Annotated in this window: 23 protein-coding genes; 11 read left to right on the top strand and 12 right to left on the bottom strand. The window is 69.1% G+C overall.

Features of this window, described 5'->3' with window-relative positions:
• Positions 1-59: 59 nt before the first annotated feature.
• Complete coding sequence (locus H5393_RS11580; protein WP_182766778.1) at positions 60-581, bottom strand: 4'-phosphopantetheinyl transferase superfamily protein; 522 nt, start codon at positions 579-581, stop codon at positions 60-62.
• A gap of 61 nt (positions 582-642) precedes the next feature.
• On the opposite strand from H5393_RS11580, the gene H5393_RS11575 reads away from it, so the two are divergent.
• The 4 genes from H5393_RS11575 to H5393_RS11560 are packed head-to-tail and all read left to right on the top strand — an operon-like array spanning position 643 to position 6,875.
• The gene (locus H5393_RS11575) at positions 643-3,255 is read left to right on the top strand and encodes an AMP-binding protein (RefSeq protein WP_182766777.1); all 2,613 of its coding nucleotides are present in this window, start codon (positions 643-645) and stop codon (positions 3,253-3,255) included.
• On the top strand, positions 3,252-4,289 hold the full coding sequence (locus H5393_RS11570) for an iron ABC transporter substrate-binding protein (protein WP_182766776.1): 1,038 nt from the start codon (positions 3,252-3,254) through the stop codon (positions 4,287-4,289). Before H5393_RS11575 ends, H5393_RS11570 begins: the two co-directional genes overlap by 4 nt.
• Positions 4,273-5,808 carry an iron ABC transporter permease gene (locus tag H5393_RS11565; RefSeq protein WP_182766775.1) on the top strand — a complete coding sequence of 512 codons (1,536 nt, stop codon included), beginning with the start codon at positions 4,273-4,275 and terminating at the stop codon, positions 5,806-5,808. The genes H5393_RS11570 and H5393_RS11565 overlap by 17 nt, the downstream gene beginning before the upstream one ends.
• A complete protein-coding gene (locus H5393_RS11560) occupies positions 5,805-6,875 on the top strand; it encodes an ABC transporter ATP-binding protein (protein WP_182766774.1) in 1,071 nt (356 codons plus the stop codon). The genes H5393_RS11565 and H5393_RS11560 overlap by 4 nt, the downstream gene beginning before the upstream one ends.
• A 13-nt stretch (positions 6,876-6,888) precedes the next feature.
• Here the strand turns inward: H5393_RS11560 and H5393_RS11555 are convergent, their stop codons facing one another.
• The 9 genes from H5393_RS11555 to H5393_RS11515 form a co-directional block, all read right to left on the bottom strand.
• On the bottom strand, positions 6,889-7,875 hold the full coding sequence (locus H5393_RS11555; protein ID WP_182766773.1) for an aldo/keto reductase: 987 nt from the start codon (positions 7,873-7,875) through the stop codon (positions 6,889-6,891).
• Between the two features lie 70 nt (positions 7,876-7,945).
• On the bottom strand, positions 7,946-9,193 hold the full coding sequence (locus tag H5393_RS11550; protein ID WP_182766772.1) for a hypothetical protein: 1,248 nt from the start codon (positions 9,191-9,193) through the stop codon (positions 7,946-7,948).
• The gene (locus tag H5393_RS11545; protein WP_182766771.1) at positions 9,190-10,164 is read right to left on the bottom strand and encodes an aldo/keto reductase; all 975 of its coding nucleotides are present in this window, start codon (positions 10,162-10,164) and stop codon (positions 9,190-9,192) included. Before H5393_RS11545 ends, H5393_RS11550 begins: the two co-directional genes overlap by 4 nt.
• Before the next feature lie 76 nt (positions 10,165-10,240).
• A complete protein-coding gene (locus H5393_RS11540; protein ID WP_182766770.1) occupies positions 10,241-10,867 on the bottom strand; it encodes a GNAT family N-acetyltransferase in 627 nt (208 codons plus the stop codon).
• A 24-nt stretch (positions 10,868-10,891) separates the two neighbouring features.
• Positions 10,892-11,674 (bottom strand): GNAT family N-acetyltransferase, encoded by a 783-nt coding sequence (locus H5393_RS11535; RefSeq protein WP_182766769.1) that lies wholly within the window; start codon positions 11,672-11,674, stop codon positions 10,892-10,894.
• A gap of 58 nt (positions 11,675-11,732) precedes the next feature.
• Entirely contained in the window at positions 11,733-13,052 is a 1,320-nt protein-coding gene (locus H5393_RS11530) for an alpha-L-fucosidase (protein ID WP_182763152.1), read from the bottom strand.
• On the bottom strand, positions 13,046-14,602 hold the full coding sequence (locus H5393_RS11525; protein ID WP_182766768.1) for a M81 family metallopeptidase: 1,557 nt from the start codon (positions 14,600-14,602) through the stop codon (positions 13,046-13,048). Before H5393_RS11525 ends, H5393_RS11530 begins: the two co-directional genes overlap by 7 nt.
• Positions 14,599-15,561 carry an ROK family protein gene (locus tag H5393_RS11520; protein ID WP_220488383.1) on the bottom strand — a complete coding sequence of 321 codons (963 nt, stop codon included), beginning with the start codon at positions 15,559-15,561 and terminating at the stop codon, positions 14,599-14,601. Before H5393_RS11520 ends, H5393_RS11525 begins: the two co-directional genes overlap by 4 nt.
• A gap of 60 nt (positions 15,562-15,621) precedes the next feature.
• On the bottom strand, positions 15,622-16,758 hold the full coding sequence (locus H5393_RS11515; protein ID WP_255433483.1) for an ROK family transcriptional regulator: 1,137 nt from the start codon (positions 16,756-16,758) through the stop codon (positions 15,622-15,624).
• Positions 16,759-16,881: 123 nt separating this feature from the next.
• Here H5393_RS11515 and H5393_RS11510 point away from each other — a divergent pair, with 123 nt between their 5' ends.
• From H5393_RS11510 to H5393_RS11490, 5 genes are all read left to right on the top strand, one after another.
• The gene (locus H5393_RS11510) at positions 16,882-18,177 is read left to right on the top strand and encodes an ABC transporter substrate-binding protein (RefSeq protein WP_182763155.1); all 1,296 of its coding nucleotides are present in this window, start codon (positions 16,882-16,884) and stop codon (positions 18,175-18,177) included.
• A 1-nt stretch (position 18,178) separates the two neighbouring features.
• Entirely contained in the window at positions 18,179-19,126 is a 948-nt protein-coding gene (locus tag H5393_RS11505; protein ID WP_182763156.1) for a carbohydrate ABC transporter permease, read from the top strand.
• Positions 19,116-19,976 (top strand): carbohydrate ABC transporter permease, encoded by an 861-nt coding sequence (locus H5393_RS11500; protein ID WP_182763157.1) that lies wholly within the window; start codon positions 19,116-19,118, stop codon positions 19,974-19,976. The genes H5393_RS11505 and H5393_RS11500 overlap by 11 nt, the downstream gene beginning before the upstream one ends.
• Positions 19,973-21,367: a sulfatase-like hydrolase/transferase gene (locus tag H5393_RS11495; RefSeq protein ID WP_182766767.1), complete on the top strand. Its 1,395-nt coding sequence runs from the start codon at positions 19,973-19,975 to the stop codon at positions 21,365-21,367. Before H5393_RS11500 ends, H5393_RS11495 begins: the two co-directional genes overlap by 4 nt.
• Positions 21,368-21,535: 168 nt before the next feature.
• A complete protein-coding gene (locus H5393_RS11490) occupies positions 21,536-22,720 on the top strand; it encodes an Nramp family divalent metal transporter (RefSeq protein WP_255436495.1) in 1,185 nt (394 codons plus the stop codon).
• A gap of 1 nt (position 22,721) precedes the next feature.
• Here H5393_RS11490 and H5393_RS11485 read toward each other — a convergent pair whose 3' ends face one another.
• Positions 22,722-23,393 carry a metal-dependent transcriptional regulator gene (locus tag H5393_RS11485; RefSeq protein WP_182766765.1) on the bottom strand — a complete coding sequence of 224 codons (672 nt, stop codon included), beginning with the start codon at positions 23,391-23,393 and terminating at the stop codon, positions 22,722-22,724.
• A gap of 261 nt (positions 23,394-23,654) precedes the next feature.
• Here H5393_RS11485 and H5393_RS11480 point away from each other — a divergent pair, with 261 nt between their 5' ends.
• The gene (locus H5393_RS11480; protein ID WP_370585982.1) at positions 23,655-24,569 is read left to right on the top strand and encodes a MurR/RpiR family transcriptional regulator; all 915 of its coding nucleotides are present in this window, start codon (positions 23,655-23,657) and stop codon (positions 24,567-24,569) included.
• A 7-nt stretch (positions 24,570-24,576) separates the two neighbouring features.
• On the opposite strand, the gene H5393_RS11475 is transcribed toward H5393_RS11480, so the two are convergent.
• The gene (locus H5393_RS11475; RefSeq protein WP_182766763.1) at positions 24,577-24,888 is read right to left on the bottom strand and encodes a hypothetical protein; all 312 of its coding nucleotides are present in this window, start codon (positions 24,886-24,888) and stop codon (positions 24,577-24,579) included.
• A 111-nt stretch (positions 24,889-24,999) separates the two neighbouring features.
• On the opposite strand from H5393_RS11475, the gene lgt reads away from it, so the two are divergent.
• On the top strand, positions 25,000-25,962 hold the full coding sequence (gene lgt, locus H5393_RS11470) for a prolipoprotein diacylglyceryl transferase (protein ID WP_209455153.1): 963 nt from the start codon (positions 25,000-25,002) through the stop codon (positions 25,960-25,962).
• Positions 25,963-26,019: the final 57 nt, after the last annotated feature.

Below are 26,019 nucleotides of genomic sequence, written 5' to 3'. Positions count from 1 at the left end.
GGTGAACTGTCGCCAACCCGCTGCTTGACGTCACTCCGCGCCAGGTCAGGCGGCGGTGCTCACGCCCGTGGCCAGTGATGGACGACCTGCGCTTCATCCGCCGCGACCGTCAGGGCGGCCGTGTAGCCGGCCAGTGGAGGATCCAGCTGGAGCACGGTGCCGGCGCCTTCGGGAAGGCCCGCCTTGAACCGCGCCTCTGCCACAACCCAGTCCCACGTCTTCCCGGCAGCCGCTGTGCGCTGCACGTCGACGCCGACAGCCGCCTGGTAACTGGCGGCGACCGCGACGAGGAGCCCCGAGTGGCTGACCGAGACGAAGGGGCCCAGGCCGTCGGAAGGTCTCGGCCGGCCATGGGGACCGCCGCAGGTCTCACACGTCCTGTCGAGCTCGACGGCGGCTCCCGGCGGTAGGCCGCGCGCGGTACGTAGCGCTTCCTGGAGCAGCAACGCGCCCAACAGGCGGCGCCCGCGATCTGCCGACGCGTCGAGCTCCTCCAACCGTGCCCGCTCCGCCGCCGGCAACTCAGCGGCGCGCTCCACGTCGGCGGAGCGCAGGTCTGCCCACCACACGTCGACCGCCACCGTGATCAATTTAGTTACCCCTAGCTTGTGTAAATCACTTTTGTGAGGTTACCCTAACCCGGTGCAAGAAGCGTGGACGCTGACCAAGGGTCGGGCCCTGAGTCCGCTCCCTCTGTCCCAGCGCGTCGCCGGCGCGGCGCCGGCGCTCATCGCCAGGGACGGGGAGGTCGTCGACCACGCGACGCTGCGTCGGCGGGTGGACGAACTGGCGGTCGGCCTGCGTACGGGCGACCGACGTCTCGCCCACGTCCAGCTGCGCCCCACCGTCGACGACATCGTCGGCTACCTGGCCCTGCTCGAGGCCGACCACGTCGTGCTGCTCCTGCCCGAGGGCCACGCCGCAGAAGCCGTGCGCCGGGCCTGGCCGGCCGACCTGCAGCTGGTCGACGGTGACATCGCCGCCCTCCACAAGGATCCGGAGCCGCGACACCTCCTCCACCCGGATCTCGCGCTGCTCCTCAGCACATCCGGCAGCACCGGTTCCCCCAAGCTCGTGCGGCTGTCGCACGCCAACCTCACCTCCAACGCCCACGCCATCGCGGCGGCGCTCGCCCTGACGGCACACGATCGCGGTGCGACGAGCCTCCCGCTGCACTACTGCTTCGGGTTGTCCGTCCTGCACAGCCACCTCGCGGTGGGGGCGTCGGTCGCCCTGACCCGCGGCTCCGTGCTCGACGACGACTTCTGGAGCGCCGTCGACGCGGGCGTCTCGACGCTGGCCGTCGTCCCCCACATGGTGGAACTCATGGAGACCACCGGGGTCCTCGATCGCCCGCACCCGTCCCTCCGGCTCGTCACTCAGGCCGGCGGCCGCATGGGGGAGGACCGGGTGCGACGCACCGCCCAGCTGGGAGCGCGCCACGGCTGGGGGGTCGCGGTCATGTACGGCCAGAGCGAGGCCACCGCGCGGATCGCCATCCAGTCGCCGAACGCCACGTTGTCGTCGCCGGGCACCGTCGGCACCCCTGTTCCCGGGACCGAGGTGCGGCTGGACCGTGCGGTGCCCGAATCCGACGGCACCAGCGGCGAGATCGTCGTGACCGGCCCCGGCGTGATGCTCGGATACGCGCAACACCCCGACGACCTCGCCCTGGGCCGCATGGTCACCGAGCTGCGGACGGGCGACCTCGGAGTGCTCGACGGCGGCCTGCTGCGCATCGTCGGGCGACGCTCCGGATTCGTCAAGGTGCTGGGGCTGCGCATCGACCTGGCCCGTGTCGAGACCACCCTCGAGCACGACGGCCTGGTGGTGTGCGTCACCGGGGACGACACCGGCCTGCGCGTCGCCGTCGAACCCGTGCCCGGAGAGGACGCGGGGGCCACCGCCAGCCGGGTCCGACGCCTCGCCGGCCACGCCGCCGGAGTCGGCGTAGGCCACATCCGGGTGGGCGTCCTCCCCTTGGCCCGTCTGACCAACGGCAAGGTGGACCGCGCCGGCTGCGACGCCCTCGTCCGGGCCACGGACCCGGAGGAATGCGCGGATTCGCGGCAGCGGATCGACGCCCCCGGTGTCGCCGTCCGTGTCGCCGGGGTGCTGCGCGACGTGCTGGGCCTGCCCGACGTCGACCTCGACCGGTCCTTCGTCGCCCTGGGCGGGGACTCCCTCACCCACGTCCAAGCCTCGGCCCGGCTCAGCTCGCTGCTCGGCGACCTGCCTGCGGATTGGCACCACCGCCCCGTGCGCAGCCTCGTGGACTCCGCCGCTCTGGACGACGCCCCGCCCGCGTCGCGCCGGCGCTGGCCGCGCGTCGAGATCTCCGTGGTCCTGCGCGCCATCGCGGCGATCATCATCTGCGGCTCGCACGCCGAGCTGTTCCGGGTGCTCGGCGGTGCCCACACCCTCATGGCCGTCGCCGGTTACAGCACGGCGATGTTCGGCCTCTCCGCAGCCGGGGCCGTGGCCCGCTGGCGCGCCGGCGCCAGGCTGCTCATCGGCGTGGCAGTACCCACCGTCGTCACCGCCCTCATCGGCATGGCCTACGGGCGCTACGGCTGGGGCAACGTCTTCCTGGTGAACTGGGCCACCGGCAACATCTCCACGCCCGGCCGCAACGAGTTGTGGTTCGTCGATGTCCTGGTGCTGGCGGTGTTGGTGGTGACCGCGCTGCTGTCGTGGCCCGCCATCGCCCGGCGCTGGACTGAGGACCCCTGGCGGGTCTCGATGGGGCTGCTCCTCGTCGGTCTGTTGGCGCGCTTCATCATCCTCAGCTTCGAGCACGACGGCCCGATGCGCGGCGTGCTGCCCACCGTCTTCTGGCTGTTCGCCGCCGGGATGGCGTTGGCCGTCGCCCACACCCGTCGTCGCACGGAGCTGACGCTGGCGCTGGCGCTGCTGGGCACCCTCGGGTACTTCCCGGACGACACGGCCCGCAACCTGGTGATCGCGGGCGGCATCATCGCCCTGGCGCTGGTGCGCAGCGTCCCGCTGCCCCGGCTGGTCGTCCCCGTCGTGACGGTGCTTGCCGCCGCCAGCCTGCACATCTACCTCATCCAGTTCCACGTCCTGACGTTGGTGTCGCGGACCATCACCGACCACGGGTTGGTGCGCACCGTCGCCGCCCTCATCGTGGGCGTGCTGCTCTGGCGCGTCACCGCCACCCCCATCGCCCGGCTCCAGGACCTCCTCGTCCCCCTCCGCCGTACTTCCCCCACCCCCGAGAGGACCACCCCGTGACCCCCCATCTCAGCCGACGCCTCCTCCTCACCGCGTTCGCACTCACCCCGCTCGCGGTCGCAGCGTGCAGCCGCGACGACGGCGGTGAGGAGTTCGTCGCGGACCCCGAGGCGCTCCTCATCTACTCCTCGCAGCACGAGAACGTGACGAAGGCCTGGGCGGAGGCCTTCACGGCGGCCACCGGGGTGAAGACCCAGGTGCGCAGGGGTTCCGATTCGTCCATGGGCCACCAGATCGTGCAGGAGGGGGACCGCAGCCCCGCCGACGTCTTCCTCACGGAGAACTCCCCGGCCATGACGGTGGTGCAGCGCGCCGGCCTCCTCGCGCCCGTGGCCGCCGCCACGCTCGAGCAGGTGCCGAGCACCATGGCGCCGAGCAGCACCGACTGGATCGCGATCGCGGCCCGCTCCACGGTGCTGTGCTGGAACACCTCTGAGATCGGCGAGGCGGAACTGCCGAAGTCGATGATGGACCTGGCGGATCCCGCCTGGGACGGCCGCTGGGGCTGCGCCCCCGGCGGGGCCGACTTCCAGGCGATCGTGGCCGGCATGCTCGCCGACCGCGGCGAGGAGGAGACCGCCGCCTGGCTGGTCGCCCTGCAGAGGGGCGCCAACGCCTACCAGAACAACATCGCCACGATGAAGGCGGTCAACGCGGGCGAGGTGCCGGTGGGCGTCATGTACCACTACTACTGGTACCGCGACCAGGCCGGCTCCAAGGAGGGCTCGGGCAACACACAGCTGCACTACTTCGGCAACCAGGACCCGGGCGCCTTCGTCTCCCTGTCGGCCGGCGGCGTGCTGGCCAGCAGCGACAAGGCCGAGCAGGCCCAACAGTTCCTCGCCTACATCACTTCGCCCGAGGGCCAGAAGGTGCTTGTCGACTCGAAGTCGATGGAGTACGCGGTGGGCGTGGGCGTCGCCTCTGACCCTGCGCTCCCGCCGCTGGAGAGCCTGGACAACCCGCCGGTGGACCCGTTCACGCTGAACTCGGATGAGGTCACCAAGCTGATGACCGATGCCAGCATCCTCTAGCCGCCCCTGGCTCCAGGTGGCCGCCGCCCTCGTCGCGGCGGTCGTCCTCCTCCCCATCGTCGTGACGGTGGCCAGTGGGTTCGGGGTGGGCTGGTCAGTGGCGGCCGCCTATCTCTTCCGGCCGCGGATCGGGATGCTGCTGACCAACACGGCGGCGCTCATGGCCATCACCCTGCCGCTGGCGGTCGTGATCGGTACGGGGGCGGCCTGGCTGGTGGAGCGCACGGACCTCCCCGGCGCCGGCGTCTGGCGCGCCCTGATGCTGGCGCCCCTCGCCGTCCCCGCCTTCGTGGCCAGTTACGCCTGGATCTCCTGGCAGCCGGCCCTCGTCGGTCTGGGCGGTGCCGCGCTGGTCACCACGCTGGCCTACTTCCCGTTCGTCTTCCTGCCGGTGGCCGCGTTGCTGCGGGCGCTCGACGAGGGCGAGGAGGAGGCGGCGCGCTCCCTCGGGTTGGGCCCCTTCGCGGCCTTCCGTCGGGCCGTCCTCCCTCGTCTCCGCCCCGCCCTGAGCGGCGGGGCCCTGCTGGTGGCCCTCCACCTCCTCGCCGAATACGGCGTGCTGGCCATGATGCGCTACCAGACCTTCACCACGGCGATCCTGCAGCAGTACGCCGTCGGCTTCAGCGACGCCCAGGGCTCGCTCCTGGCCTCCGTCCTCCTCCTGCTCTGCCTCGGCCTGCTGACGCTCGAGGTCGTGGGCCGCGGCTCGCGGCGCGTCGCCCGGATCGGTGCTGGCAGCATGCGGCCGCCGTCGCGGGTGCCGCTGGGTAGGTGGACGTGGCCGGCGCTCGCCGGGCTCACGCTCCTGACCGCCCTGTCCACTGCGGTACCGGTGGTGCTGGTGCTCCGGTGGCTCCTCACCGGGACGAGCCAGTCGGGGGCCGTGGCCGACGACCTCCTCCGCGTCACCGGATCGACGCTCGGGCTGGCGGTCCTGGGCGGCCTCACGGCGGTGGTGGTGGCTCTCCCCGGAGCGTTGCTCCTGAGCAGGGGCGGCGGCTGGGTCGCCACACTCCTCGAGCGCGCCACCTTCGTCGGTAGCGCGCTGCCCGGCGTGGTCGTGGCGCTGGCGCTCGTCGGCCTCGCCGTGACCTGGGCCCCCGGGCTCTACCAGACCGTGGCCCTCGTGGTAATGGCGTACGCAGTGCTCTTCCTGCCCCGTGCGATGGTCTCCCTCCGCTCGGGGCTGGCGGCGGCCCCACCGGAACTGGCGGAGGCCGCGCGCTCGCTGGGACAGGGCGGCGCGGGCGTGTTCCGGAGGGTGGTGCTGCCCCTGGCGGCACCGTCGGTGTTGGCCGGTTTCGTGCTGGTGGCACTGGCGATCTCCACCGAACTCACCGCGACGCTGCTGCTCGCCCCCACCGGCGCCGACACGCTGGCGCTGTCGTTCTGGGCGGCCAGCGACGAACTCGACTATGCGGCCGCCGCGCCGTACGCGGCGGTGATGATCGTGCTGTCGGTGCCGCTGACGGTCGTGCTCCGGCGCCAGATCACCCACGACAGAAGGGCCACGAGATGAGCGAGGTGCTGGTGCGCGAACTCCGCGCCGGATACGGGGCCAGCGAGATCCTCCACGGGGTGAGCCTGCGCGTCGCCGAAGGGGCGATCACCGCGATCCTCGGCGATTCCGGATCCGGCAAGACGACGCTGCTGCGCGCCGTCGCCGGCTTCCTCCGGCCGACGGCGGGGGAGATCAGCGTCGGGGGCCGCATCGTCGCCGGCCCGCGCACCTGGGTGGCGCCCGAGCGACGCGGCGTCGGCTACGTCCGTCAAGAGGGGGCGCTGTTCCCGCACCTCAGCGTGGCGGGGAACGTCGCGTTCGGCCTGCCCCGTGCCGGTCTCCGGGGGCGCGAGCGGGCCAACCAGGACCGGGTCGCCGAGCTGCTGGAGCTCGTCGAACTGCCGCCCGAGGTCGCCGGCCGCTACCCCGCCCAACTCTCGGGCGGACAGCAGCAGCGCGTGGCCCTGGCCAGGGCGCTGGCGCCGCGGCCGAGCGTCGTGCTGCTCGACGAGCCGTTCTCCTCCCTCGACACCACCCTGCGGCACGCGACGCGGGAAGCGACCGCGCGGGCCCTCCGCGCCGCCGGCGCGACGGTCATCCTCGTCACCCACGACCAGGGGGAGGCGCTGTCCTTCGCCGACGAGGTGGCGGTGCTGCGCGGGGGTCATGTGCTCCAGGTGGCCGCGCCCCGCATCATCTACGGCGAGCCGATCGACCCTCAGGTGGCGGCGTTCATGGGCGACGCCGTCATGGTGCGCGGCGAGGGCGTGGGCCCGGAGGTGCGTTCAGGCCTGGGGACGCTCTCGGTGGTCGGGTTCGTGCCGAGGGGACCCGTCGACGTGCTGCTGCGGCCGGAACAGATCCGGCTCACGCCCCCCGAGCAGGGGGCGGTCACCGGCGTCGTCACGACCGTGCGCTTCTTCGGTCACGACGCGGTCGTCGACCTGGATGTCGCCGGCGACGTGCAGGGCTGGGCCGGCGGGCCGCTGTCGGTGCGGGCGCGCGTCCACGGGAACGAGACCCCGGTGCTCGGTGCCCGGGTGGGCCTGCGGGTCGTCGGTCCGGTGCGGGTTTTCAAGCACTGAGGCGTGCACGCCGTCACCAGCGGTCGTGGACGTGGCTCCTGATGTACTCGTCGTAGATCCGTTCGCACGCGTCGAGCTGTTCCCGGGTCAGGGGCGGCAGGGAGCCGGCGGCCGCGTTGGCCTTCGCCTGGTCCGGCCGGCTGGCGCCGGGGATCACGACGGAAACACCGGGCTGGTCGATGATCCAGCGCAGCGCGAACTGGGCCGGGGTGACGCCCTGCGGCACGATCGACGCGAACTCGCGGGCGGCCGCGACCCCGACGTCGTAGGGCACGCCGCTGAACGTCTCGCCCTGGTCGAACGATTCGCCGTGCCGGTTGTATGTCCGATGGTCCTGCGGCGCGAAGGTGGTGGATTCGGTGAACCTGCCGGTCAGCAGGCCGCTGGCGAGCGGGACCCTGGCGATGATGCCGACGCCGGCCTCCATCGCCGCGGGCAGGACCTTCTCCAGTGGCTTGCGGCGGAAGACGTTGAGGATGATCTGGATGCTCGCCACGCCGGGGCGGGCGAGGGCCGTCATCGCCTCGTCGACCGTTTCGACGGACACGCCGTAGTTGCGGATCCGTCCTTCCTCGACCATCTCGTCGAGCACGTCGAAGACCGTGTCGTCGGAGTAGACGGGCGTCGGCGGGCAGTGCAGCTGCACCAGGTCGATGGTGTCCAGCCCGAGGAGAGCGCGGGAGCGGTCGTTCCAGGCGCGCAGGTTCTCGCGGGTGAACGTCTCCGGCACGTGCGGGCTGGCGCGGCGGCCGAGCTTCGTCGCGACCATGATCGAATCGTCGGCGCGCTCCTTCAGGAACCGGCCGACGAGTTCCTCGCTGTGGCCGTCGCCGTAGACGTCGGCGGTGTCGAAGAAGGTGACGCCCTCGTCGGCCGCCGTGTGGAGGACGGCCATGGCCGCGTCGTCGCCGACGTCGCCCCAATCGCCACCGAACTGCCAGCACCCCTGGCCGACGACCCCGATGTCGCGGCCAGTCTTACCCAATGTTGACTTCTGCATGCCTCCACCTTGGCACAGCCGTCGACGGGGCGCTGAGGGGGGCCGCCGTTGCATGACCCCGGAGACCTCCTCAGCCGGCCCAGACGTCCTCGACGTAGCGGCCGCTGATCATCAGGTCGTGCAGCCACGCCTCGGCGTCCTCCTCGGATCCGTCGGTGTGGTCCCGGAACAGCTGCCGGAAGCCGGCGCGTACGTCGGGGGCCATGTACCGGCCGTCGCCGCAGACGCGCACGTGCGCGCCCTGCTCGAGCAGGCGCCACACCTCGTCGCCCTCGCGCGCGATCCGGTGCTGGACGTACCGCACGCCGTCGTGGGCCGCGCGCGAGAAGACGGGACGCAGGCTGATCACACCGGCCGCGTCGGCCGCCTCCAACTCCTCGCGGTGGAGGAAATCGACGTCCGGGTGCCGGCAACCGAAGTAACACAGCACGGTCCCGCGTGGGGCGTGCCTGCGATCCGCGATGGCGGCTCGGAACGGGGCCAGCCCCGTGCCGGCGCTGATCAGGATGACGGGGATCGACGGGTCGTCGGGCAGCCGGAAAGGCTCCTGACAGGAGACCGTCCTGGCATGGAGCACGTCGCCGGCCTCCACGCCCCAGAGGAAGGCGGAGGCCACCCCGGTGTACGTGCCGAGGCCCGCGCGATGCGGTTCGTCCAGGAAGGAGACCAGCAGTTCAGCCTCGTGCGGCCGGTCCAGGGGAGAGCTGGAGATCGAGTAGCTGCGCAGCCGGATGGGGCGCACGAGGTCCAGGTACGCGTCGAGGGTGAGGGCGCAGGAGGGGAATTCCTCGAGGAGGTCCAGGACGGTGCGCTCCGGCTGGGTGACCTGCTCGCGGAACTCCTCGCGGCTCAGGGCCGCGAGAGCAGCGAGCTGGTACCGCTCACCGTCGTCTGAGGCGTGGTCGGCGAGCTTCGCGACGCTGATGGCGCTGGGCGGGAAGCGCAGCTCGACGAATTCGGTGAGGAGTTGGTGCACCGTCAGTGGGACGCCGATGGGGAGCCCCCGTCGCCCCTTCTCCAGCGTGACGCTCTGCGTCAGTTCCAGGCCGAGGCGGGCCGCGACGCGCCCCACCAGGTTGTCCGGGTTGCGGGGGAGGAGCGCGAGGTGGTCCCCGGTGCGGTAGGTCATCTCGGGCGGCAGCTGGACCCGCAGGAACCGTTTGGGTTCCCCGAGGGGGTGGCGGGTGTCCACCAGGTCGCGTGCCTCGAGCACCGGCATGGGCGCCACGTGATACCGGTCGGCGAGGATCTGGAACACTTCGACAGAAGAACGGGTCGCGACCTCCTGCTGGCCGCTCTCCTCTCCCTGACCGGTCACCAGGCGTAGGCCTCCGGGGCCGGTCCGCCGGGGCCGGGGAAGATCTCGTCGAGCCGTGCCAGGGCCGACTCGTCCAGGCTGATCTCCAGGGCGTGGAGCGCGCCGTCGAGCTGCTCCATGGTGCGAGGACCGATGATCGGGCCCGTGACGCCGTCCTGGTGCAGCAGCCACGCGAGCGCCACATCGGCGGGCTGCTCGCCCAGTTCGCGGCAGAACGACTCCCACGCCTCCAGTTGTTCGCGCATCTCCGCGACGCGCCGCAGCATCTGCTCGTCGGCTCGCCGGCCGGATTCGATCTTCTGCAGGACACCACCCAGCAGCCCGCCCCCGAGCGGCGACCACGGGATGACACCCAGCCCGTAGTGCCGGGCGGCGGGCAGCACCTCGAGTTCGACGGTGCGCGCGGCCAGGTTGTAGAGGGACTGCTCGCTCACCAGACCCAGGCTGTGGCGTGCCTTCGCGGCCTCCACCGCCGCAGCGATGTGCCAGCCGGCGAAGTTCGAGGACCCGACGTAGACGATGTCGCCCGCTGCCACCAGGCGGTCCATGGACTGCCAGATCTCCTCCCAGGACGTGGCGCGGTCCACGTGGTGCATCTGGTAGAGGTCGATGTGGTCGGTCTGCAGGCGCTGGAGCGATGCGATCGCTGAACGCCGGACGTTCACCGCCGAGAGCTTGGAGAAGTTGGGCCGGTCCTCGTCCAGGGTGGTGCCGTAGCACTTGGTGGCGAGGACCACCTCGTCGCGGCGGCCGGACTTCTTGAACCAGCGACCGACGATCTCCTCCGTGCGTCCGCGGTGACCCTTGCCTCCGTAGCCGTTGGCCGTGTCGAAGAAGTTGATACCGGCGTCGAGGGCGCGGTCCATGATGGCGTGCGCGTCCTCCTCCGACGTGTGTGGCCCGAAGTTCATGGTGCCGAGGACGAGTCGAGAGACCTGGAGACCGGAGCGGCCGAGGTGCGTGGTGTGCATGGGTTGTTCCCTTCAGCGATCGTGCCTGACTGTGACTCTAGCTCTGCCATCCCTCGACCCCGATCTGGGCCGCGAGCTAGGCGCTCAGTCGCTTCTCCAACCCGGTCTTCACGGCCGGCCACTCGTCGCGGAGGATCGAATAGACGACGGTGTCGCGGAAGGTGCCGTCGGCGCGCACCTTGTGTCGCCTCAGTACGCCCTCCCGGGTCGCGCCGAACTTCTCGATGGCCGCCTGGCTGCGGAGGTTGAGGGCATCCGTCTGCAGCCGCACACGGCCGAACCCCAGGTTCTCGAACGCCTCCCTGAGGAGCAGGTACTTCGTCTCCGCGTTGACGAGGGTGCCCCACCAGCGGCGGCCGTAGACCGTCCAGCCGAGGTGCACCGCCTCGTTCTCCGGCTCTGCCTCCCCCAGGGACGAGGCGCCGACGAGCGTTCCGGCCGGGCCGAGGTCACCGTCGCCGGTGAGCCGCACCACCCACGTCACGCGGGCCGCGTGTGCGGCGGGTTGCGCGGCCCAAGCGGAATAGACGCGCCGGAGGGCCTCGGCGTAGCTCCTGGGCGGGGGATACATGGCGAAGCCGTGCTCGTGCAGGCGCGGGTCGAGTACGAGTTCGGCCAACTCGTCTGCGTCTGAGGCGCTGAACGGCTCCAAGCGGACGAGCCGGCCGCTCAGCGTCTTGGGCTCAGGCGGTGTCGCGACCATGGAGAAACGCTACACCGGACGCCGTCAGGATTGGAGGCCCAAAGATTCATGGGCCTGCTGGAGGACGGTGAGCTGGGCGGTGAGGTTGACCAGCGCATTGCGCACCTCGTCGGTGTCCTCCGCGGCGGCAGGGAGGGCCGGGAGGTGGCTGGTGCCGTGGGCGTCCAGGACAGGGGTCCACCCGCCGAGGCGGGCTTCGAGGCCCGCCTTCACCCGCGGCCAGTCCTCCGTGATGATCGAGTAGAAGACGGAATCCCTGGAGCTGCCGTCGGCGCGGATCTTGTGCCGACGCAGGACGCCCTCGCGCACCGCCCCCAGCTTCTCGATCGCGGCCTGGCTGCGGACGTTGCGCACGTCGGTCTGGATCTGGACGCGGCTGTAGCCGAGGCCCTCGAACGCCTGGCGCAGCAGGAGGTACTTGCCCTCCGGGTTCACCGGAGCGCCCCACCAGCGACGGCCGTAGATGGTGAAGCCGAGGAAGGTCGCCTGGTTGCCGGTGTCGAACGGCCCAAGCGAGGTGGTGCCCACGAGGGTTCCGGGGGTGCCCAGCCCGCCGTCGCCGGTCAGCCGGACGGCGTAGCTGAGGCGGTCTGCGCTGCCGGCGCGGGTGCGGTTGGCCCACCAGGTCCAGACGCGTTCGACCGCTTCAGCGTGGGTCGACGGGGTGGGATACATGACGTATCCGTTGGTGTAGAGGGCCGGGTCGAGCAGGAGGCTGGCCAGCTCGTCGGCGTCGGATTCTGTGAACGGCTCAAGCCGGACGAACCGCCCGGTCAATGGCTCTGTTGAGGGCGGCAGCGCGACCATGGGAGAAGAGTAGGGCCGCCCCGCGGCAGGGATGCAAATCGGCGCGTGTTGTGGGCTTTCATCCCACTCGCGCCACCGCCACGGGGCTTGTCCGCAGCGCTTCCGGGACCACGGCGATCCCGTCGTGGACCACTGTTTCGGAACCGCCCAACCAGTGCACGATCCGGGCCGAAGACAGCTCGGGCGGAAGGGTCAGCCGGCCCTCGCCCGGCGTGAGGAGATGGCAGTAAACGGCACCGTCGGCATGGGTGTAGCGCACCTGAGCGTCGCCACACCGCAGCCACGGCCGCGTCGTGAAGATCGCCTCGCCGTTGACGGCCAGCCACGCGCCCAGCTCCTCCAGCGCGCGCAGTTGCAGTTCGGGGATGGTGCCGTCGGCACGGGGCCCCACGTTGATCAGGAGGTTGCCGTTCTTCGACACGACATCGACCAGATAGGCGACGAGTTCTGCGCCAGACATGGAGGCGCGTTCGTCCTCAACGCGGTTGTAGCCGAAGGACTGCCCCAGGCCACGGCACGCTTCCCACACCTGGGGCAGAGTCTCGTTGACATGTGTGTACTCCCGGGTCACGAAACCGTGGGTGGGGATGCCCCAGCGATCGTTGACCACGCCAGAGGGCACGGCGCTCAGGTAGTCCTGGAAGAGCTGCGCCAAGCCGTAGGGCTCGTGGCCCTTGCCGCCGTCTGGCCAATCGATGTCGTTCCACAGCACGTCTGGGCTGAACCGCTCGATCAACTCCCGGAGCTGCCGCGCGGAGTACTGCGCGAACTCGGCGTCGTTGCGCCTCAGGGCGAACAGGTCTCGGTCTGACTGGATGGGCGGAAGATCGCTCACGTGCCAGTCCAGAGCCCCAGAGAAGTAGACGCCGAAACGCACGCCGGCCGCCCGGGCCGCGTCGTGCAACTCGGCGATGAGGTCACGATGGGGCCCCCGTCGGGCGGTGGAGAATGGCGTGGTCTCGGTTTCCCACAGGCACAGGCCCTCGTGGTGCTTGGTGGTGGGAATGATGTAGCGCGCGCCCGAGCGGAGGACCTGGCTCACCATGTGGCCGGCGTCGAAGCGCTCTGGGTGCCACAGGTCGACCAGATCCTCGTACGACGTGCCCTGACCATAGGTCTCCACGTGGTGGCGCTGGGTGGGACTGCCGGGAATGCGCCAGGTGTTGCCGTACCACTCTGCGTACTCGTGGAGAGCGTACGCCTCCTCGGGCTGTACGTTGCGTTCGCCGTGGAGCTGCGCCCACGCCGGCACCGAGTAGATGCCCCAGTGGATGAAGATGCCGAGCTTCGCGTCGCGGTACCACTCCGGCACGCTGAGATCCGGGTAGTCCGGGGCGACGGCGAACTGGGGCCCTATGCGCGTGTCGAAGTTCAGCATGGGAAGGCTCCTCGTGAGAGTTGGGGTTCGAACATGGGCTGCAGCCCGTTGGTGGCGAAGGGCCACGTGCCCGGCAGCAAGCGGTGATGCCCCAGCCGTTCAAGGTTCTGATCGACGCCGCCCGGCGTCAAGGCCAGGGTCCAGCCCTCCGCGAGATCGTGAAGTTCAGGCTCCAGGTAGCCGATCTTCACCACAACGATGTCGGCGTCGCGCGGATCGAGCCCGAGGCGCGTGAAGTCGGCCAGGTGATGGAACGGCTTGCGGCGCTCCGAGATGATCGCGTGCACCGCCCCCCGCTGTACGACGACCTGGGTGCCGCCCACCGGATCGCCTTCGACGACGGCCCGGACGATGCCGTCGAGCTGCGCCGGGGTTGCCGCCTCGTCGACGTTGCCCCCCACGCGTAGTTGCACGCGGGCACCCACGCCCGCCGCCGCCGCCGCCGCAACTGCTGCGGCGTCATTGATCGAGGCGTGGATGACTGTGAGGGTATCGTCCGTCAACCGAGGATCCGCGATGAGCTGCGTGAGGGACCAGGAACTGTCTCCGGCCCCGCCCGCTGTCGGGTTGTCGCCCGAATCCGACACCACATGCGGATGTTTCGCGTCCGGGGAGAGCGCGATGTCGATCGCCTCGGCGAACGTTCCGGTGGGCCCGACGAATTCGAACTCGTCGCGCACTGCCCAGAACGCCTCTGCCAATTGGCGAGCGCCGTAGCGGACGGCAGGCACGGCGTCGCCGGTCACGACGACCACCCCATGGCAGCGGGGTTCGTCGGCCCAGGCGTAGCCCACCCAGATTGCAGCGTCGAGCACGCCGTCGCGTGCCTCCACCTGCGGCACCAACCGGTAGAGCGACCTGGCTGGCTCCACCCTGGTGCTGGTCTTCTCACCCGGCAACAGTATGGGCACCCGAACCCAGGCCTTCAGGGGGCGGCGCGACTCCGGGTCGCTCCCACCGTCGGCGCGGAGCCGCGCGAGCAGGTTGCGGGCGGCGCGTTCGCGGGTGTTCTCCTCATCCTCGTGAGGTGCCATCCGGTAGCACGTCACCAGATCCACCTGCGCCAGGAACTCGGGAGACACGTTGCCGTGGAGATCCATGCTGGCCGACACCAGGGTGTCCCGGCCGAGCGCCGCCCGCACCGCGCGGGCCAGGTCGCCCTCGGCGTCGAGCATCCCGACGACGCTCATGGCACCGTGGATGTCGAGCAGGAAGCCGTCGAAGGGTCCCTCTGCCTGGATGCGCTCGACGAGTTCGTCGCGCATCGCGAGGTACGCCTCCTGGGCCACCGGGCCGCCGGGCAGTGAGCGGCCGTGCAGCAGCGGAACCCAGTGCGCCGCTTGCCGCAGGGGCTCACGCTCTCGGAGGAAAGGGTGGTACGCGAGCAACTCCTCGCCGCGTCGCTGCACGAAATCAGTCAGGGTCGCAACGTGGCGGCTGAACGTGCTCGACTCGATGGCGATGCCGCCGACGCCCACCCTGGGTTGTGAGATCCCCGTGAGGGCGACAGGTGGGAGCGGCTCAGACCGGATCTCCGATGCTTCTCTCATGCCATGTCTCCTGCCGAGTCAACCGTATCCAGCGCGAGGGTTGCGGCGCCGATCGCGGGGTTGGTCAATGCCGCCAACCGCACAATGAGTTGGCGCCCGCTGACCGGCGGGTTCTCCGCCACCGTCGCTTCGAAGGAGGGCCGCCAGAATTCCCATGCCTTGGCCACCCCGCCGCCGATGACGACGTGATCGACGTCGAAGAGTGTGCCCGTGGTGAGGACGGCGTTGGCCAAGGCCTGACCCGCGTCATGAAAGACGGCGAGCGCGACCTCGTCACCGGAAGCGGCCCGTCGGGCGGTCTCCTGCCCGGTGAGGGGTGAACCGCCGGTGCGCTCGGCGTAGCGCAGGCCGATGGACCGCCCCGAGGCAACGGTCTCGAGATGGCCGATCCCGCCGCACGTACAGCGCTGGTCCGAGTGGCGAGGCGTGTGCCCGATTTCACCTGCACCGCCATGAGGGCCCTCGAACAGGTGACCAGCCAGCATGACCGCTCCTCCGACGCCTGTGCCCAGCATCACGCCCAGTGCGTTCTCAGCCCCGCGCAGCGCGCCCCAGCGGACCTCGCCGACGAGGAATGCGTTGACATCGTTCGCGACGGTGACGGGGCGTCGGATGAGCGCTTCGAGCTCGGCACCGATGCGCCGACCCACCCAGTCGGTGAAGAGCTGCGAGGCGGCCAGGACGGTGCCCGTGGCCGAATCGATGATGCCCGCGGCGCCAAGGCCGAGCGCAGCGATGGGGCTGCCGACCTCACGCTCCAGGGATTCGATCGTGGCGGCAACGGCCCGCAGCACAGCGCCTCCGCCCCGTGTGGGAGCGGCCTCCGTATGGGAGGCGAGGACGTCGCCCGACCTCGACACCAGCACGGCGGCGATCTTGGTGCCCCCGATGTCCACCCCGGCGAGCAGGGCGGGCCGAGGGGGGTCGTCGATCGCTACCGGCGTCTTTGCAGGCTGCACAGCTTGTCCTCCTTGAAAGGTGCTGGCAGCAGGTTATATCGGAGCCGAAATAAATGCCAGTCAGAGATTGACGCGCCGCGCGATCATGAGTGAGGCAGCGCCGATCGCCTCCGCCGAGGCGTCCCATTCGCGCACCTGCAGAGCGGGAGGAATGGCCATGGTGGGGCTCGTTTCACCCAGTCCAGCCTGGAAACTGGTCTGAAGGGCGGGCCAGAGCGGCAGCGACTGGCCGGTGAGGAGCACCGTGCTGAGCCCGGTCATGGTGCAGGCGCCGCCGACGGCGCGCCCGAGCCAGTAGCCCGCTCGGTCCATGATCGCTCCTGCCCGCGGAGCCGCGGCGGCGAGTTCGGCGAGGTCCTGGGCGGAGGCGGCCTCCCGGCCGGTGCTCCGGCTGATCGACTTCATGAGGTCTCCCAGGCCCACCAGCACCTGCAGGCAGCCGGTGTTCCCGCACGGACAGGGGGGCCCGAGTGGGTCCACCGAGACGTGGCCGATCTCTGTGGACGCACCCTTTTGGCCGCTGAGGATGTGGTGGTCTCGGACCACGGCCATGCCGACGCCGTAGCCCAGCGAGACGAGCATGAAGTCTGCAGGGTTCTCGGCCCCTGTCCGGAAGAGTTCGCGGTAGGCCAGGGCGCCGATGTCGTTGACGAGGAACGTGTCCATGCCACTGTCGGCCTGCAGCATGCTGGCCAGGCCCAGGTCTCGCCAACCGTGCACCACGGAGATGGCCACGCGGGTGGCGTCGGCGCTGATGACGCCGGAGATGGCCACGGACAAGCCCCACCAGTCGGCGGCAGCATCCTGTTCGACGAGACGCCTCACGTGTCGGCCCAGTGCCCTGCTCAGCTCTCGCGGCGAGTTGGTCGACACCTCGACGGTGGTCACCTCGAGTGCGGCGCCGTCGAGACCCACGGTTGCCACGGTCGCCTGGCCGGGGTTGATCCCCACTCCTACGACGCGGCCGGCGTCTGGCACCACCTCGAGCGGCACTCGGGGGCGACCCGACCCGAGGATCTGCGCCGCCCCCTCGCGCAGGATGCCCATGTCGATCAGCCGTCGCACCTGCGTGCTCACTGTTGCGGGGCCGAGACCCAGCCGGGCCACGAGATCACTGCGGCTCTGGTTGGGCTCGCTCGCCAAGCTGGCTAGCAGTTGGCCCCGTGAAGCTTGACCACCCCGTCCGAACGGCTCCATTGACCTTCTCCCCTCAGGTGCCTGCGGCCATTGTGTCGCGTACCGGCAGGAATTCGGCAACCCCACTTGACAACCACTTAATTCGGAGGCAAATTAAACCTACCTTGTATCTAGGAGGAAGCAATGAAGCTTAACCTTGTCGGCATCGGTGCCGTCACTCTCGCGGCTGCCCTCGGGTTGGCTGCATGCGGCTCGAACGCCAGCCCCACCGGAAACGAAGAAGAGTCGTCCCAGGAAGGGCAAGCCGTCACGCTCGACTGGGGCTTCTGGAACCAGGGCGATGACGGCAACAAGATGTGGCAGGGCCTCGCCGAGGACGTCACCGCTGAGCATTCCAACATCACCGTGAAGCTCACCAGCCCGCCGTTCGCCGACTACTTCACCAAGCTCCAGTCTCAGCTCGCCAGCAATTCCGCTCCCTGCATTGTCAGCATGCAGAGCCTGCGGCTGCCCGCCTTCGCCGAGGCCCTGGAGCCCATTGATGAATTGATGGCAGCCGAAGGATTCGACCCCGAAGAATGGAACCCCGCCGCGCTCAAGGCCCTGCAGCTCGACGGCAAGCAGTACGCCATGCCCTACGGCATCTCCACCATGGCGCTGTACTACAACAAGGATCTCTTCGCCGCCGCGGGCGTCGACGAGCCGGAGCCCGGCTGGACGGTCGAGGACTTCGAGGCCGCCGCCAAGACCATTACGGAGAAGACCGGCAAGCCGGCCTTCGGACAGAGCTTCTCGGATCTCCACATGTTCTCGCAGCTGCTCGCTTACAACGGTGCCCGCCCCGTCTCCGATGGCGGCACGTTGGAACTCACCACCGACGCCATGCGCGAAGCGTTCACCTGGTACACCGGTCTCGCCACAGAACAGGGCGTTGCGCTCGTTCCGGCCAGTTCCTCCGATGTTCCCTGGGGCGAGCAGCAGTTCGTCGCCGGCAACGCTGCGATGGCCGTCGACGGCACCTGGAACCTGGCCTCCGACGCCAAGGAAGCCACGTTCCCGGTCGGCGTGACCACCCTCCCCATCGGGGATGGCGGCGTGTCCTCGTTCTCCGCCAACTCCGGGTTCGGCATCGCCAAGTCCTGCGAGAACAAGAAGGAAGCGGCCCAGGCCATCGCGATCATCACCGGTGCTGACGGCCAGGAGAAGACCGCCACCTCCGGCACCATGCCTGGCCGTCTTGCGCCGGCCGACCTCTTCTACGAGGGCCTGGCCGCCGCTGTCGACGGTGACAACCCCGGATACTCGGAGCAGGCCCGCCTGGTCGTCGAGGAAAGCAGCAAGGGCGCCGTGCCGTTCGTGCCCACCTCGAACTGGGACGCGGTCACCAAGTCCATCGCCCGCGAGTTCATCCTGGCCTACACCGGCAGCGCCACCCCGGAGGCAACCCTCGACAACGTTCAGGCGTCGGCGGGCAACTGACGTGACCGTCTCATCCCCCGTCCGTGACCGTTCGGTCAGGGAAGAGGAGGCCCCGGTTGGCAACAGCCGGGGCCCCCGCTCCAGGCCCCACGAGAAACGTGCCGCCCTCGGGTTCCTGACCCCCAGCGCCATCGGCCTGACGCTCTTCGTGCTGGTCCCGACGATCCTCGCGATCGCCACGAGCTTCTTCCACTGGCCGACTTTCGGCGATGTCACGTTCGCGGGATGGGACAACTACAGGAATCTCTTCGCCCGCGGCAACGCTTTCCCGGCCGCCCTCATCAACACCATCGTCTTCACCATCGTGGTCGTTCCCCTGAACCTGGTGTTGACGCTGGCGATGGCGTTCTGGATCTCCACGAGCCGGATCAGCCACGTCTACCGAGTGCTGTTCTTCCTTCCCGTCGTGACGCCCAGCGTGGCCACGTCGATCATCTGGAAGATGCTCTACCAGCCCGGGGGCATCATCGATTACCTCGCCCAATCCGTCGGCATCCAGATGCCGAATCTTCTGGCCACCAACAGCACCGCGCTGATGGCCGTGGTGTTGGTCGTGATCTGGAATGGCCTCGGCTACAACACCCTCATCTTTTCCGCGGCCATCGACCAACTGCCGGATTCGGTGCTCGACGCAGCGAAGATCGACGGTGCCGGCTTCTGGTCCACGCTGTTCCGGGTGAAGCTGCCCCTCATGACGCCGGCCATCTTCTTCGCCACCACGATCACGATCATCCAGGCGTTCCAGATCTTCAACCAGCCCTACGTCATGACGGCCGGTGGGCCGGGCAACGCAACAGTCACCGTCGTGATGGACGTCTACCAGAAGGCGTTCCAGGGTGGGCAGCTCGGTGCCGCAGCTGCGCCAGCCATGATCCTGTTCGCACTCATCCTCGTGGTCACCGCGCTGCAGTGGCTCGGCCAGAAGAAGTGGGTCAGCTATGACCAGTGAAACCATCCCCACCGTTCGCCGGCGCCGACGCATCGCAGGACCGGTGCTCAACGAGGCGCTGCTGTTCGTCGCCGCCGTCGTGTTCATCTTCCCGGTGATCTACACCATCACCTCTTCCCTGAAGCCGGCAGGCGAGATCTTCAGCCAGCCGCCGTCGCTGTTCGGCTCGGAGATCCGCTGGGCGAACTACACCGAGGTGTTCGACTACGCGCCGTTCGGCAAGTACATCCTCAACGGTGTCATCCAGTCGCTGGGCGGCACCCTCGTCGTGCTGGCCGCCAGCGCGCTGGCGGCCTACTCCTTCGGCATCCTCCGCTGGCGAGGCCGCGACGTGACCCTGCTGGGTTACCTGGCCACGCTGATGATCCCGCAGGAAGTCCTCGTCATCCCCATGTTCCTGCTCATGCAGCGACTCGGCTGGATCAACTCCTGGCAGGCCCTCATCCTGCCCTGGGCCTTCGGCGCGTTCGGAACCTTCTTGCTGCGCCAGTTCTTCATGAGCCTGCCGTACGAACTGGTGGAGGCCTCCAGGGTGGACGGCTGCAGCCACTGGCAGACGTTCCTGCGGATCATCCTGCCGCTGGCGCGCCCGTCCATGGCCGTGCTCGGCGTGTGGACGTTCATCACCTACTGGAACAGCTTCCTGTGGCCGTTGATCGTGGTCAACGACATCGAGGGATTGGGCAACGTGAGCCTCGGGCTCCAGACCTTCTTCGGTGAACGCGGCGCAGCCTGGAACCTGATCCTGGCCGCATCCGTCATCGCGATCGCGCCCACCATGATCGTGGTGATCATCCTGCAGAAGCACCTGGTCAAGGGCATCGCGACGGTGGGGCTGGCCGGCCGATGAACCGCACCTCGCGCCCCCATGTGCTCGTCATCCTGGCCGACGACCTCGGCTGGGGCGACCTCGGCTGCTTCGGGGCGACGAGGGTGCGCACGCCGAACATCGATGCGCTGGCGGCGCGCGGCACGTCCTATTGGGACGCTCACGCCGCATCGTCGGTGTGCACCCCGTCCCGATACGGCCTGCTGACGGGGCGCCACCCCTGGCGCAGCCCCCTGAAGGCGGGCGTGCTGGGCGGAGCAGATCCGTGCATCATCGCCGACGACGTCCCGACGATCGCATCGGTGTTGCAGGCTGAGGGCTACCGCACGGGAGCCTTCGGGAAGTGGCACCTCGGTCTCGACTGGCAGCGCACGGACGGTTCACGCCCAGCAGCCTTCGATCCTGGCTTCGCTCCGGATATGCAGGGCGACGGCCGCGACATCGACTACACCGTCGCGTTCCACAACGGGCCACTCGAGCACGGATTCGAGCGCTATTTCGGCATTGCCGGGTCGCTCGACATGCCGCCCTACTGTTTCCTGGACCAGAACCGTACCGTCGGCATCCCCACGCTGGAGAAGCAGCCGCTGATCACCTCGCAACGCCCCGGGCTCATGGTGCCGGGGTGGGAGGACGACCAAGTTGACGTGGCCGTCACCCGCGCCGCGCAGGAGTGGCTGAAGGAGCCCGACGAGCGTCCATTCTTTGCCTATGTCGCCGCGGCGTCCCCACACCGTCCCTGTGTGCCGCCTGGGTTCGTGCGCGGAACCTCCGATGCCGGCGCCAGGGGCGACAGCATCCATCTCTTCGACTGGATGGTCGGCGAGCTGCTGGGGGTGCTCCCCGACGACGTTCTGGCCCAGACCCTGGTGATCGTGACCAGCGACAACGGCGCGCCGATGATCTTCCCGGAAGACGGCGACGTGGTCATCCATCGCCCCAACGGCGCCTGGCGAGGGCAGAAGGCCGACGCGTACGAGGCCGGCCACCGGGTACCGCTCGTGATCACCGGGCCCGGGTTCGACGTCGGCGCGGAATCTCGCGCGTTGGTGAGCCTGCTGGACCTGTTGCCGACGATCAGCCGCTGCGCGGGCGTCGCCGCGACTCCTCCAGCAGACGGTGTCGCTTTGGGGGACCGAACCGAGCAGGACTTGGTGGGTGCCCAGGCATACGATGGTCGGCTCCTGCTGCGCTCTGCGTCAGCCAAGGTGATCTATGGCAGCGGCTCCGGCGGGTTCAGTGAGCCGGTGGGGCAACCGTGTGGGCCGGGCAGTGAGCTCGTCCAGGTCTTCGATCTTGCGGCAGACCCAGCCGAGGCGCGTGACATCCGCCGCAACGACGAGTCTGTCGCACCCACAATGTATGAGGAGTTTGTGGCCGCTACTGGCTACGCACCTGTCCCCGACCCGTGACGCACATATTCGTCCGCCACGCGTAAGGTGTTTCGGTTCCTCTTGACCTAGACTTCGGCGCAACGAACATACGTGCCGAGGATGGCGGAGGTCGGGGTGACAGGGTCACAGGTGCCGAAGACCGAGGAAAGGTCGGTTTCGCTGAACGCGGGCCGCCCGGCCTGGCTGTTGGGACCCGCCCTTGTTGCGGGAGTGGCCTACCTCGACCCCGGCAATGTCGCGGTCAACATGTCGGCCGGCGCCCACTTCGGGTACCTGCTGGTGTGGGTGTTGGTGGTGGCCAACGTCGCGGCGTGGCTGGTGCAGTACATGTCAGCCAAACTCGGGCTCGCGACAGGCAGCAGCATGGCCGAACTGCTCGGCGACCGGATGGGCACCCGCACCGGCAGGCTCCTCTACGGCGCCCAGGCGCAGTTCGTCGCCGTGGCCACCGACATCGCGGAGATCATCGGTGGGGCAGTGGCGCTCTGGATCCTCTTCGACATCCCACTGGTGGCCGGAGCCATCATCACCGGAGCGGTCTCGACGGTGCTCCTCCTCGTCCAGTCGGAACGCGGGGCAAAGGCCTTCGAGTTCAGCATCATCTCTCTGATGGCCATCATCGTGATCGGCTTCTGCTACGGGTTGGTGATCGCGCCTCCCGAGCCTGCGGATGTCGCCGGCGGGCTGGTGCCGAGGTTCGACGGTACGCAGTCGGTCCTGCTGGCCGCCAGCATCATGGGCGCCACCGTCATGCCGCACGCGATCTACGCGCACTCGTCGCTGGCGCGTGACCGGTTCGCCCACACCGAGATCCCCGCACGCCGGCTGATCCGCGCCACACGCCTCGACGTCACCATCGCGCTGAGCATCGCCGGTTCGGTCAATCTGGTGATGCTCCTGGTGGCCGCGACCGTGCTGCCGGGCGTCCCCGGCACCGACAGCTTGGAAGGCGCGCACCTCGCTATCCAGAACGCGCTGGGGGCCACTGCCGGTTTCATGTTCGCCATCGCGCTCCTGGCCTCTGGGTTGGCCTCGACGGCGGTGGGCTCGTACGCCGGAAGCGACATCCTCGGCGGCCTGTTCCGCACCAGGCTCAGCCTCCTCACCCGTCGGCTACTGACCATGATCCCGGCGGTTCTGGTGCTGGCGGCAGGTGTCGACCCCACGGCGGCGCTGGTGCTGAGCCAGGTGGTGCTGTCCTTCGGGATCCCCTTCGCCGTGGTGCCGCTGGTGTGGCTCACCTCGCGCAGGGAACTCATGGGCGCCTACCGCAATACGACGGCCCTGACCTCTGCCGGCTGGCTGGTGGCGGGGGCGATCGTCGCGCTCAACGTGGCCCTGTTGGCGCTGCAGGTCGGGCTGGTCGGTTGACCTACGGCATGACCCAGACGGAATCCGTCGCGGCGCGTCCCAGGGTCAGCGTCTCGTCGGCGCTGCCGACGATGATCTCGATGCCGCCCGAATAGGGGAGGCCGGGCCTGGCTTCCAGCACGGTGCCCACCCCGATGCCGTGCTCGGCGAAGAACTGCAGCAGGGCGGGGTCGTCGTCGGAGATCCGCTCCACCCGGGCGGGGTGGTTGGTGCCGAGGTCGGTGAGGGTGACGGCGTCCAGCTGCAGGATGCTGCCGTCGGCGTTGGGAATGGGGTCGCCGTGTGGGTCGCGGTCGGGGTGGCCCAGGTGCTCCGCGATGCGTTCGACCATGAAGTCCGAGACGGCGTGCTCGAGGTGGTCTGCCTCCTCGTGCACCTGATCCCAGCGGTAGGCGAGGACTTCCACGAGGAACGTCTCAATGAGACGGTGTCGCCTGACCATGGCCACCGCATGCGTGCGGCCCTCGTCCGTGAGGGTCATCGACCCGTAGGGAGTGTGCTCGACCAGGCCGAGTTCGCCGAGCCGACGCACCGCGTCGGAGGCGGTGGACATCCGCACGCCGACGCGAGCCGCCACGGCGGACGTGGTGACGGGGTCATCAGACCATTCGCCCAAGCTCCAGATGGCCTTGAGGTAGTTCTGATTGCTCGTCGAGAGCGTCGACACGGACATGCTGCGATGGTAACAAAGATGCATGTTCGCCCTGACGAACTTCAGCTTGGCATACCAGGAGCGTCTAAGTAAGGAGACTCATCTTTCTCAGCGGGCCCGCGAGTCGTCACAAGAAGTTTCATATCCGAGTGCCAGCCTGACAGGTGGTGATGACTAGGTACTTGGCCTCAACGGAGGCCTCCCAGGGGCCGCGGGGGCCGTTGCAGAGCGTTGAAATGTGGTGAGCCGGCGGTAAATCCTGTCAGGCGCGCCGAGGTCGGTATGTACTTGACATATGTTCTTGAGCGTTACTATGGCGCCATGCCTTCCCCCGACGTGAACTCCCCCTCTGGGCTGGTGGCACGGATTGAGACAATGTTGCCCAATCTGCGCCCCGCCGAACGACGAGTCGCCGAGGCGGTGCTGACGAATCCGGCCGCCGTGGCACGGGAGTCGATCTCCGCCCTCGCCGAGCGCTGCGGCGTGTCCGCACCCACAGTTGTCCGCTTCTCCAAGCGCGTGGGCCTGGCCGGTTACCCCCAGCTCCGCGTCGGTCTGGCGATGGCTGCCGGCGCCGAGGCAGGCCGCACCGGACGGCCCATGACCGCGGGCATCGTGGGTGAGGACGACTCCTTGTCCGACATCGCCGCCAAGGTGGCCCACGCCCACGCCAACTCGATCGAAGAGACCCTCTCCGCGCTCGACCTCAACGCGCTCAAGTCTGCAGTCCGCACCCTTTCCAGCGCTGAGAAGATCGACGTCGTAGGTGTCGCGGGAAGCGGGCTGATCGCGGCTGACCTGGTCCACAAGCTGCAGCGATTCGGCTACAACGCCTGGGTGCAGGCAGACAGGCACGCGGCAGTGACCGCCCTGGCGCTGCGTGGCCGCGGCGACGTCGTGGTGGGCATCTCGCACACCGGGCACACCGCAGACGTGGTGGAGCCGCTCCGGATGGCTTCTTCTCGGGGCGTGAAGGTCGTCGCGATCACCAGTGACGACCAGTCTCCGTTGGGTCTGCTCGCCGACACCGTGCTCACGTACCGCTCCAAGGAGCCGGCCTTCCGCCTAGGTGCGATGGCCAGCCGGATCGCTCAGCTGAGCATCATCGACTTCCTGCTGGGTGGCATCGCGATGCGTCAGGCCCAGCCCGTGCGCTCCGCGCTCGACAGCACCTTCAAGGCCGTCGGGGCCCTCTGAGGCCCGATCAGGCCGCTCGCGGTGCCCCGCTCTTGGCGCGTTCGTAGGACACGAGGGCTGCCGCGGACAACTCGGCCGGTGACGGGCGGGGCGACTTCACGCCGATGCCCGGCCCGCTGACGGTCCACGTCCCGCCGCGGGTGCATTCGCTCTTGGCGACGACGACGGCGCCCCTGGGCGTGACGAACGACAGCCTCGGCCGGTCGTCGTCGACGGTGATCTGGCCATCGAGCTCGGGACGCATCGCGATGAGATGCGACTTGACGGAGAAGATCAGCAGCAGGTCTGAGATACCGGTGTCGGTCACCAATTCGTTCATGTGAACTACTCTGCCGCTCGCCTCCGACATTTCTTTCGCGCGCACGGGGGACCGATCGCGAGGGTCGGCTGCGCGGCGGGCCCGCCTTGGCGGATATGGGAAGCTTGGCGCGTGAACCCCCTCGTGCTGACGTTCCCGGACTTCGATCCCGTGGCCCTCAACCTCTTCGGCCTCAAGATCCACTGGTACGCGATCATGTACCTGCTCGCGTTCGGCATGGCGTACGGTCTGATGCGGCGTCGTCTGGCGCACGAGCCCTACCGCTCCATCACGAAGCCCCAGCCGTGGTCGTCGGCCGACATCGAGGACATTCTCCTCGCGTCGATCATCGGCGTCATCGTGGGCGGCCGCCTGGGCTACTCCCTCTTCTACACCAACGGCTACCACCTGCAGAACCCGTTGGAGATCATCAGGGTGTGGGACGGCGGCATGAGCTTCCACGGCGGCGCGATCGGCGTCGTCCTCGGTCTGGCCTGGTACGCGTGGCGCAAGAAGCGGCCCTTCCTCCAGGTGGGCGACTTCCTCGCGCCGTCCGTGCCCATCGGCCTCGCGGCTGGGCGTTTCGGCAACTTCATCAACGGTGAACTCTGGGGCAGGCCGGCCCCCGAATCGCTGCCGTGGGCCATGATCTTCCCCACGGGCGGAGACGTGCCCAGGCACCCGTCGCAGCTCTACCAGATGCTCCTCGAAGGCATCCTCCTCTTCGTCCTGCTGTGGTTCTACGCCCGCAAGCCGCGCTTCCGCGGCCAGGTCACGGCCGCCTTCCTCGCCGGCTACGGCGTCTTCCGGTTCATCGCCGAATTCTGGCGCGAGCCGGATGCGCAACTGGGCATCCTCGGGCTGGGTCTCAGCATGGGTCAGTGGCTCTCCCTGCCGATGATCCTCATCGGGGCGGGGTTGTGGTGGTGGGCGCGCCAGCGCCGCGTCGACGACCGCGAAGAGCCTGTGGACAACTCGGGGGACAACTCCCGCGGTGAAGCCGAGGCCGATCCGGCGTCCGACGGCTCGACACCAGACGACGACACGCTCAGTGACAGGCGCGAAGACCCCCACGTCAACCCCCGGGACAACTGACGCGGGGGTTATCCACAGCTTCGTTGCCACGTACAGTGGAGACTCACGGGAGTTCGT

Origin of the sequence: Tessaracoccus sp. MC1756, from assembly GCF_014164735.1 — a bacterium.
Lineage (GTDB): Bacteria > Actinomycetota > Actinomycetes > Propionibacteriales > Propionibacteriaceae > Arachnia.
Note: the sequence above shows the minus strand (reverse complement) of the source record. Positions and strands in the feature narration are given on the sequence as shown.

Coding starts and splice junctions, on each gene's coding strand:
- H5393_RS11565 (WP_182766775.1), top strand. CDS start 4,273: ATGCCAGCATCCTCTAGCCGCCCCTGGCTCCAGGTGGCCGCCGCCCTC.
- H5393_RS11560 (WP_182766774.1), top strand. CDS start 5,805: ATGAGCGAGGTGCTGGTGCGCGAACTCCGCGCCGGATACGGGGCCAGC.
- H5393_RS11555 (WP_182766773.1), bottom strand. CDS start 7,875: ATGCAGAAGTCAACATTGGGTAAGACTGGCCGCGACATCGGGGTCGTC.
- H5393_RS11545 (WP_182766771.1), bottom strand. CDS start 10,164: ATGCACACCACGCACCTCGGCCGCTCCGGTCTCCAGGTCTCTCGACTC.
- H5393_RS11540 (WP_182766770.1), bottom strand. CDS start 10,867: ATGGTCGCGACACCGCCTGAGCCCAAGACGCTGAGCGGCCGGCTCGTC.
- H5393_RS11535 (WP_182766769.1), bottom strand. CDS start 11,674: ATGGTCGCGCTGCCGCCCTCAACAGAGCCATTGACCGGGCGGTTCGTC.
- H5393_RS11530 (WP_182763152.1), bottom strand. CDS start 13,052: ATGCTGAACTTCGACACGCGCATAGGGCCCCAGTTCGCCGTCGCCCCG.
- H5393_RS11525 (WP_182766768.1), bottom strand. CDS start 14,602: ATGAGAGAAGCATCGGAGATCCGGTCTGAGCCGCTCCCACCTGTCGCC.
- H5393_RS11515 (WP_255433483.1), bottom strand. CDS start 16,758: ATGGAGCCGTTCGGACGGGGTGGTCAAGCTTCACGGGGCCAACTGCTA.
- H5393_RS11510 (WP_182763155.1), top strand. CDS start 16,882: ATGAAGCTTAACCTTGTCGGCATCGGTGCCGTCACTCTCGCGGCTGCC.
- H5393_RS11500 (WP_182763157.1), top strand. CDS start 19,116: ATGACCAGTGAAACCATCCCCACCGTTCGCCGGCGCCGACGCATCGCA.
- H5393_RS11495 (WP_182766767.1), top strand. CDS start 19,973: ATGAACCGCACCTCGCGCCCCCATGTGCTCGTCATCCTGGCCGACGAC.
- H5393_RS11485 (WP_182766765.1), bottom strand. CDS start 23,393: ATGTCCGTGTCGACGCTCTCGACGAGCAATCAGAACTACCTCAAGGCC.
- H5393_RS11480 (WP_370585982.1), top strand. CDS start 23,655: ATGTACTTGACATATGTTCTTGAGCGTTACTATGGCGCCATGCCTTCC.
- H5393_RS11475 (WP_182766763.1), bottom strand. CDS start 24,888: ATGAACGAATTGGTGACCGACACCGGTATCTCAGACCTGCTGCTGATC.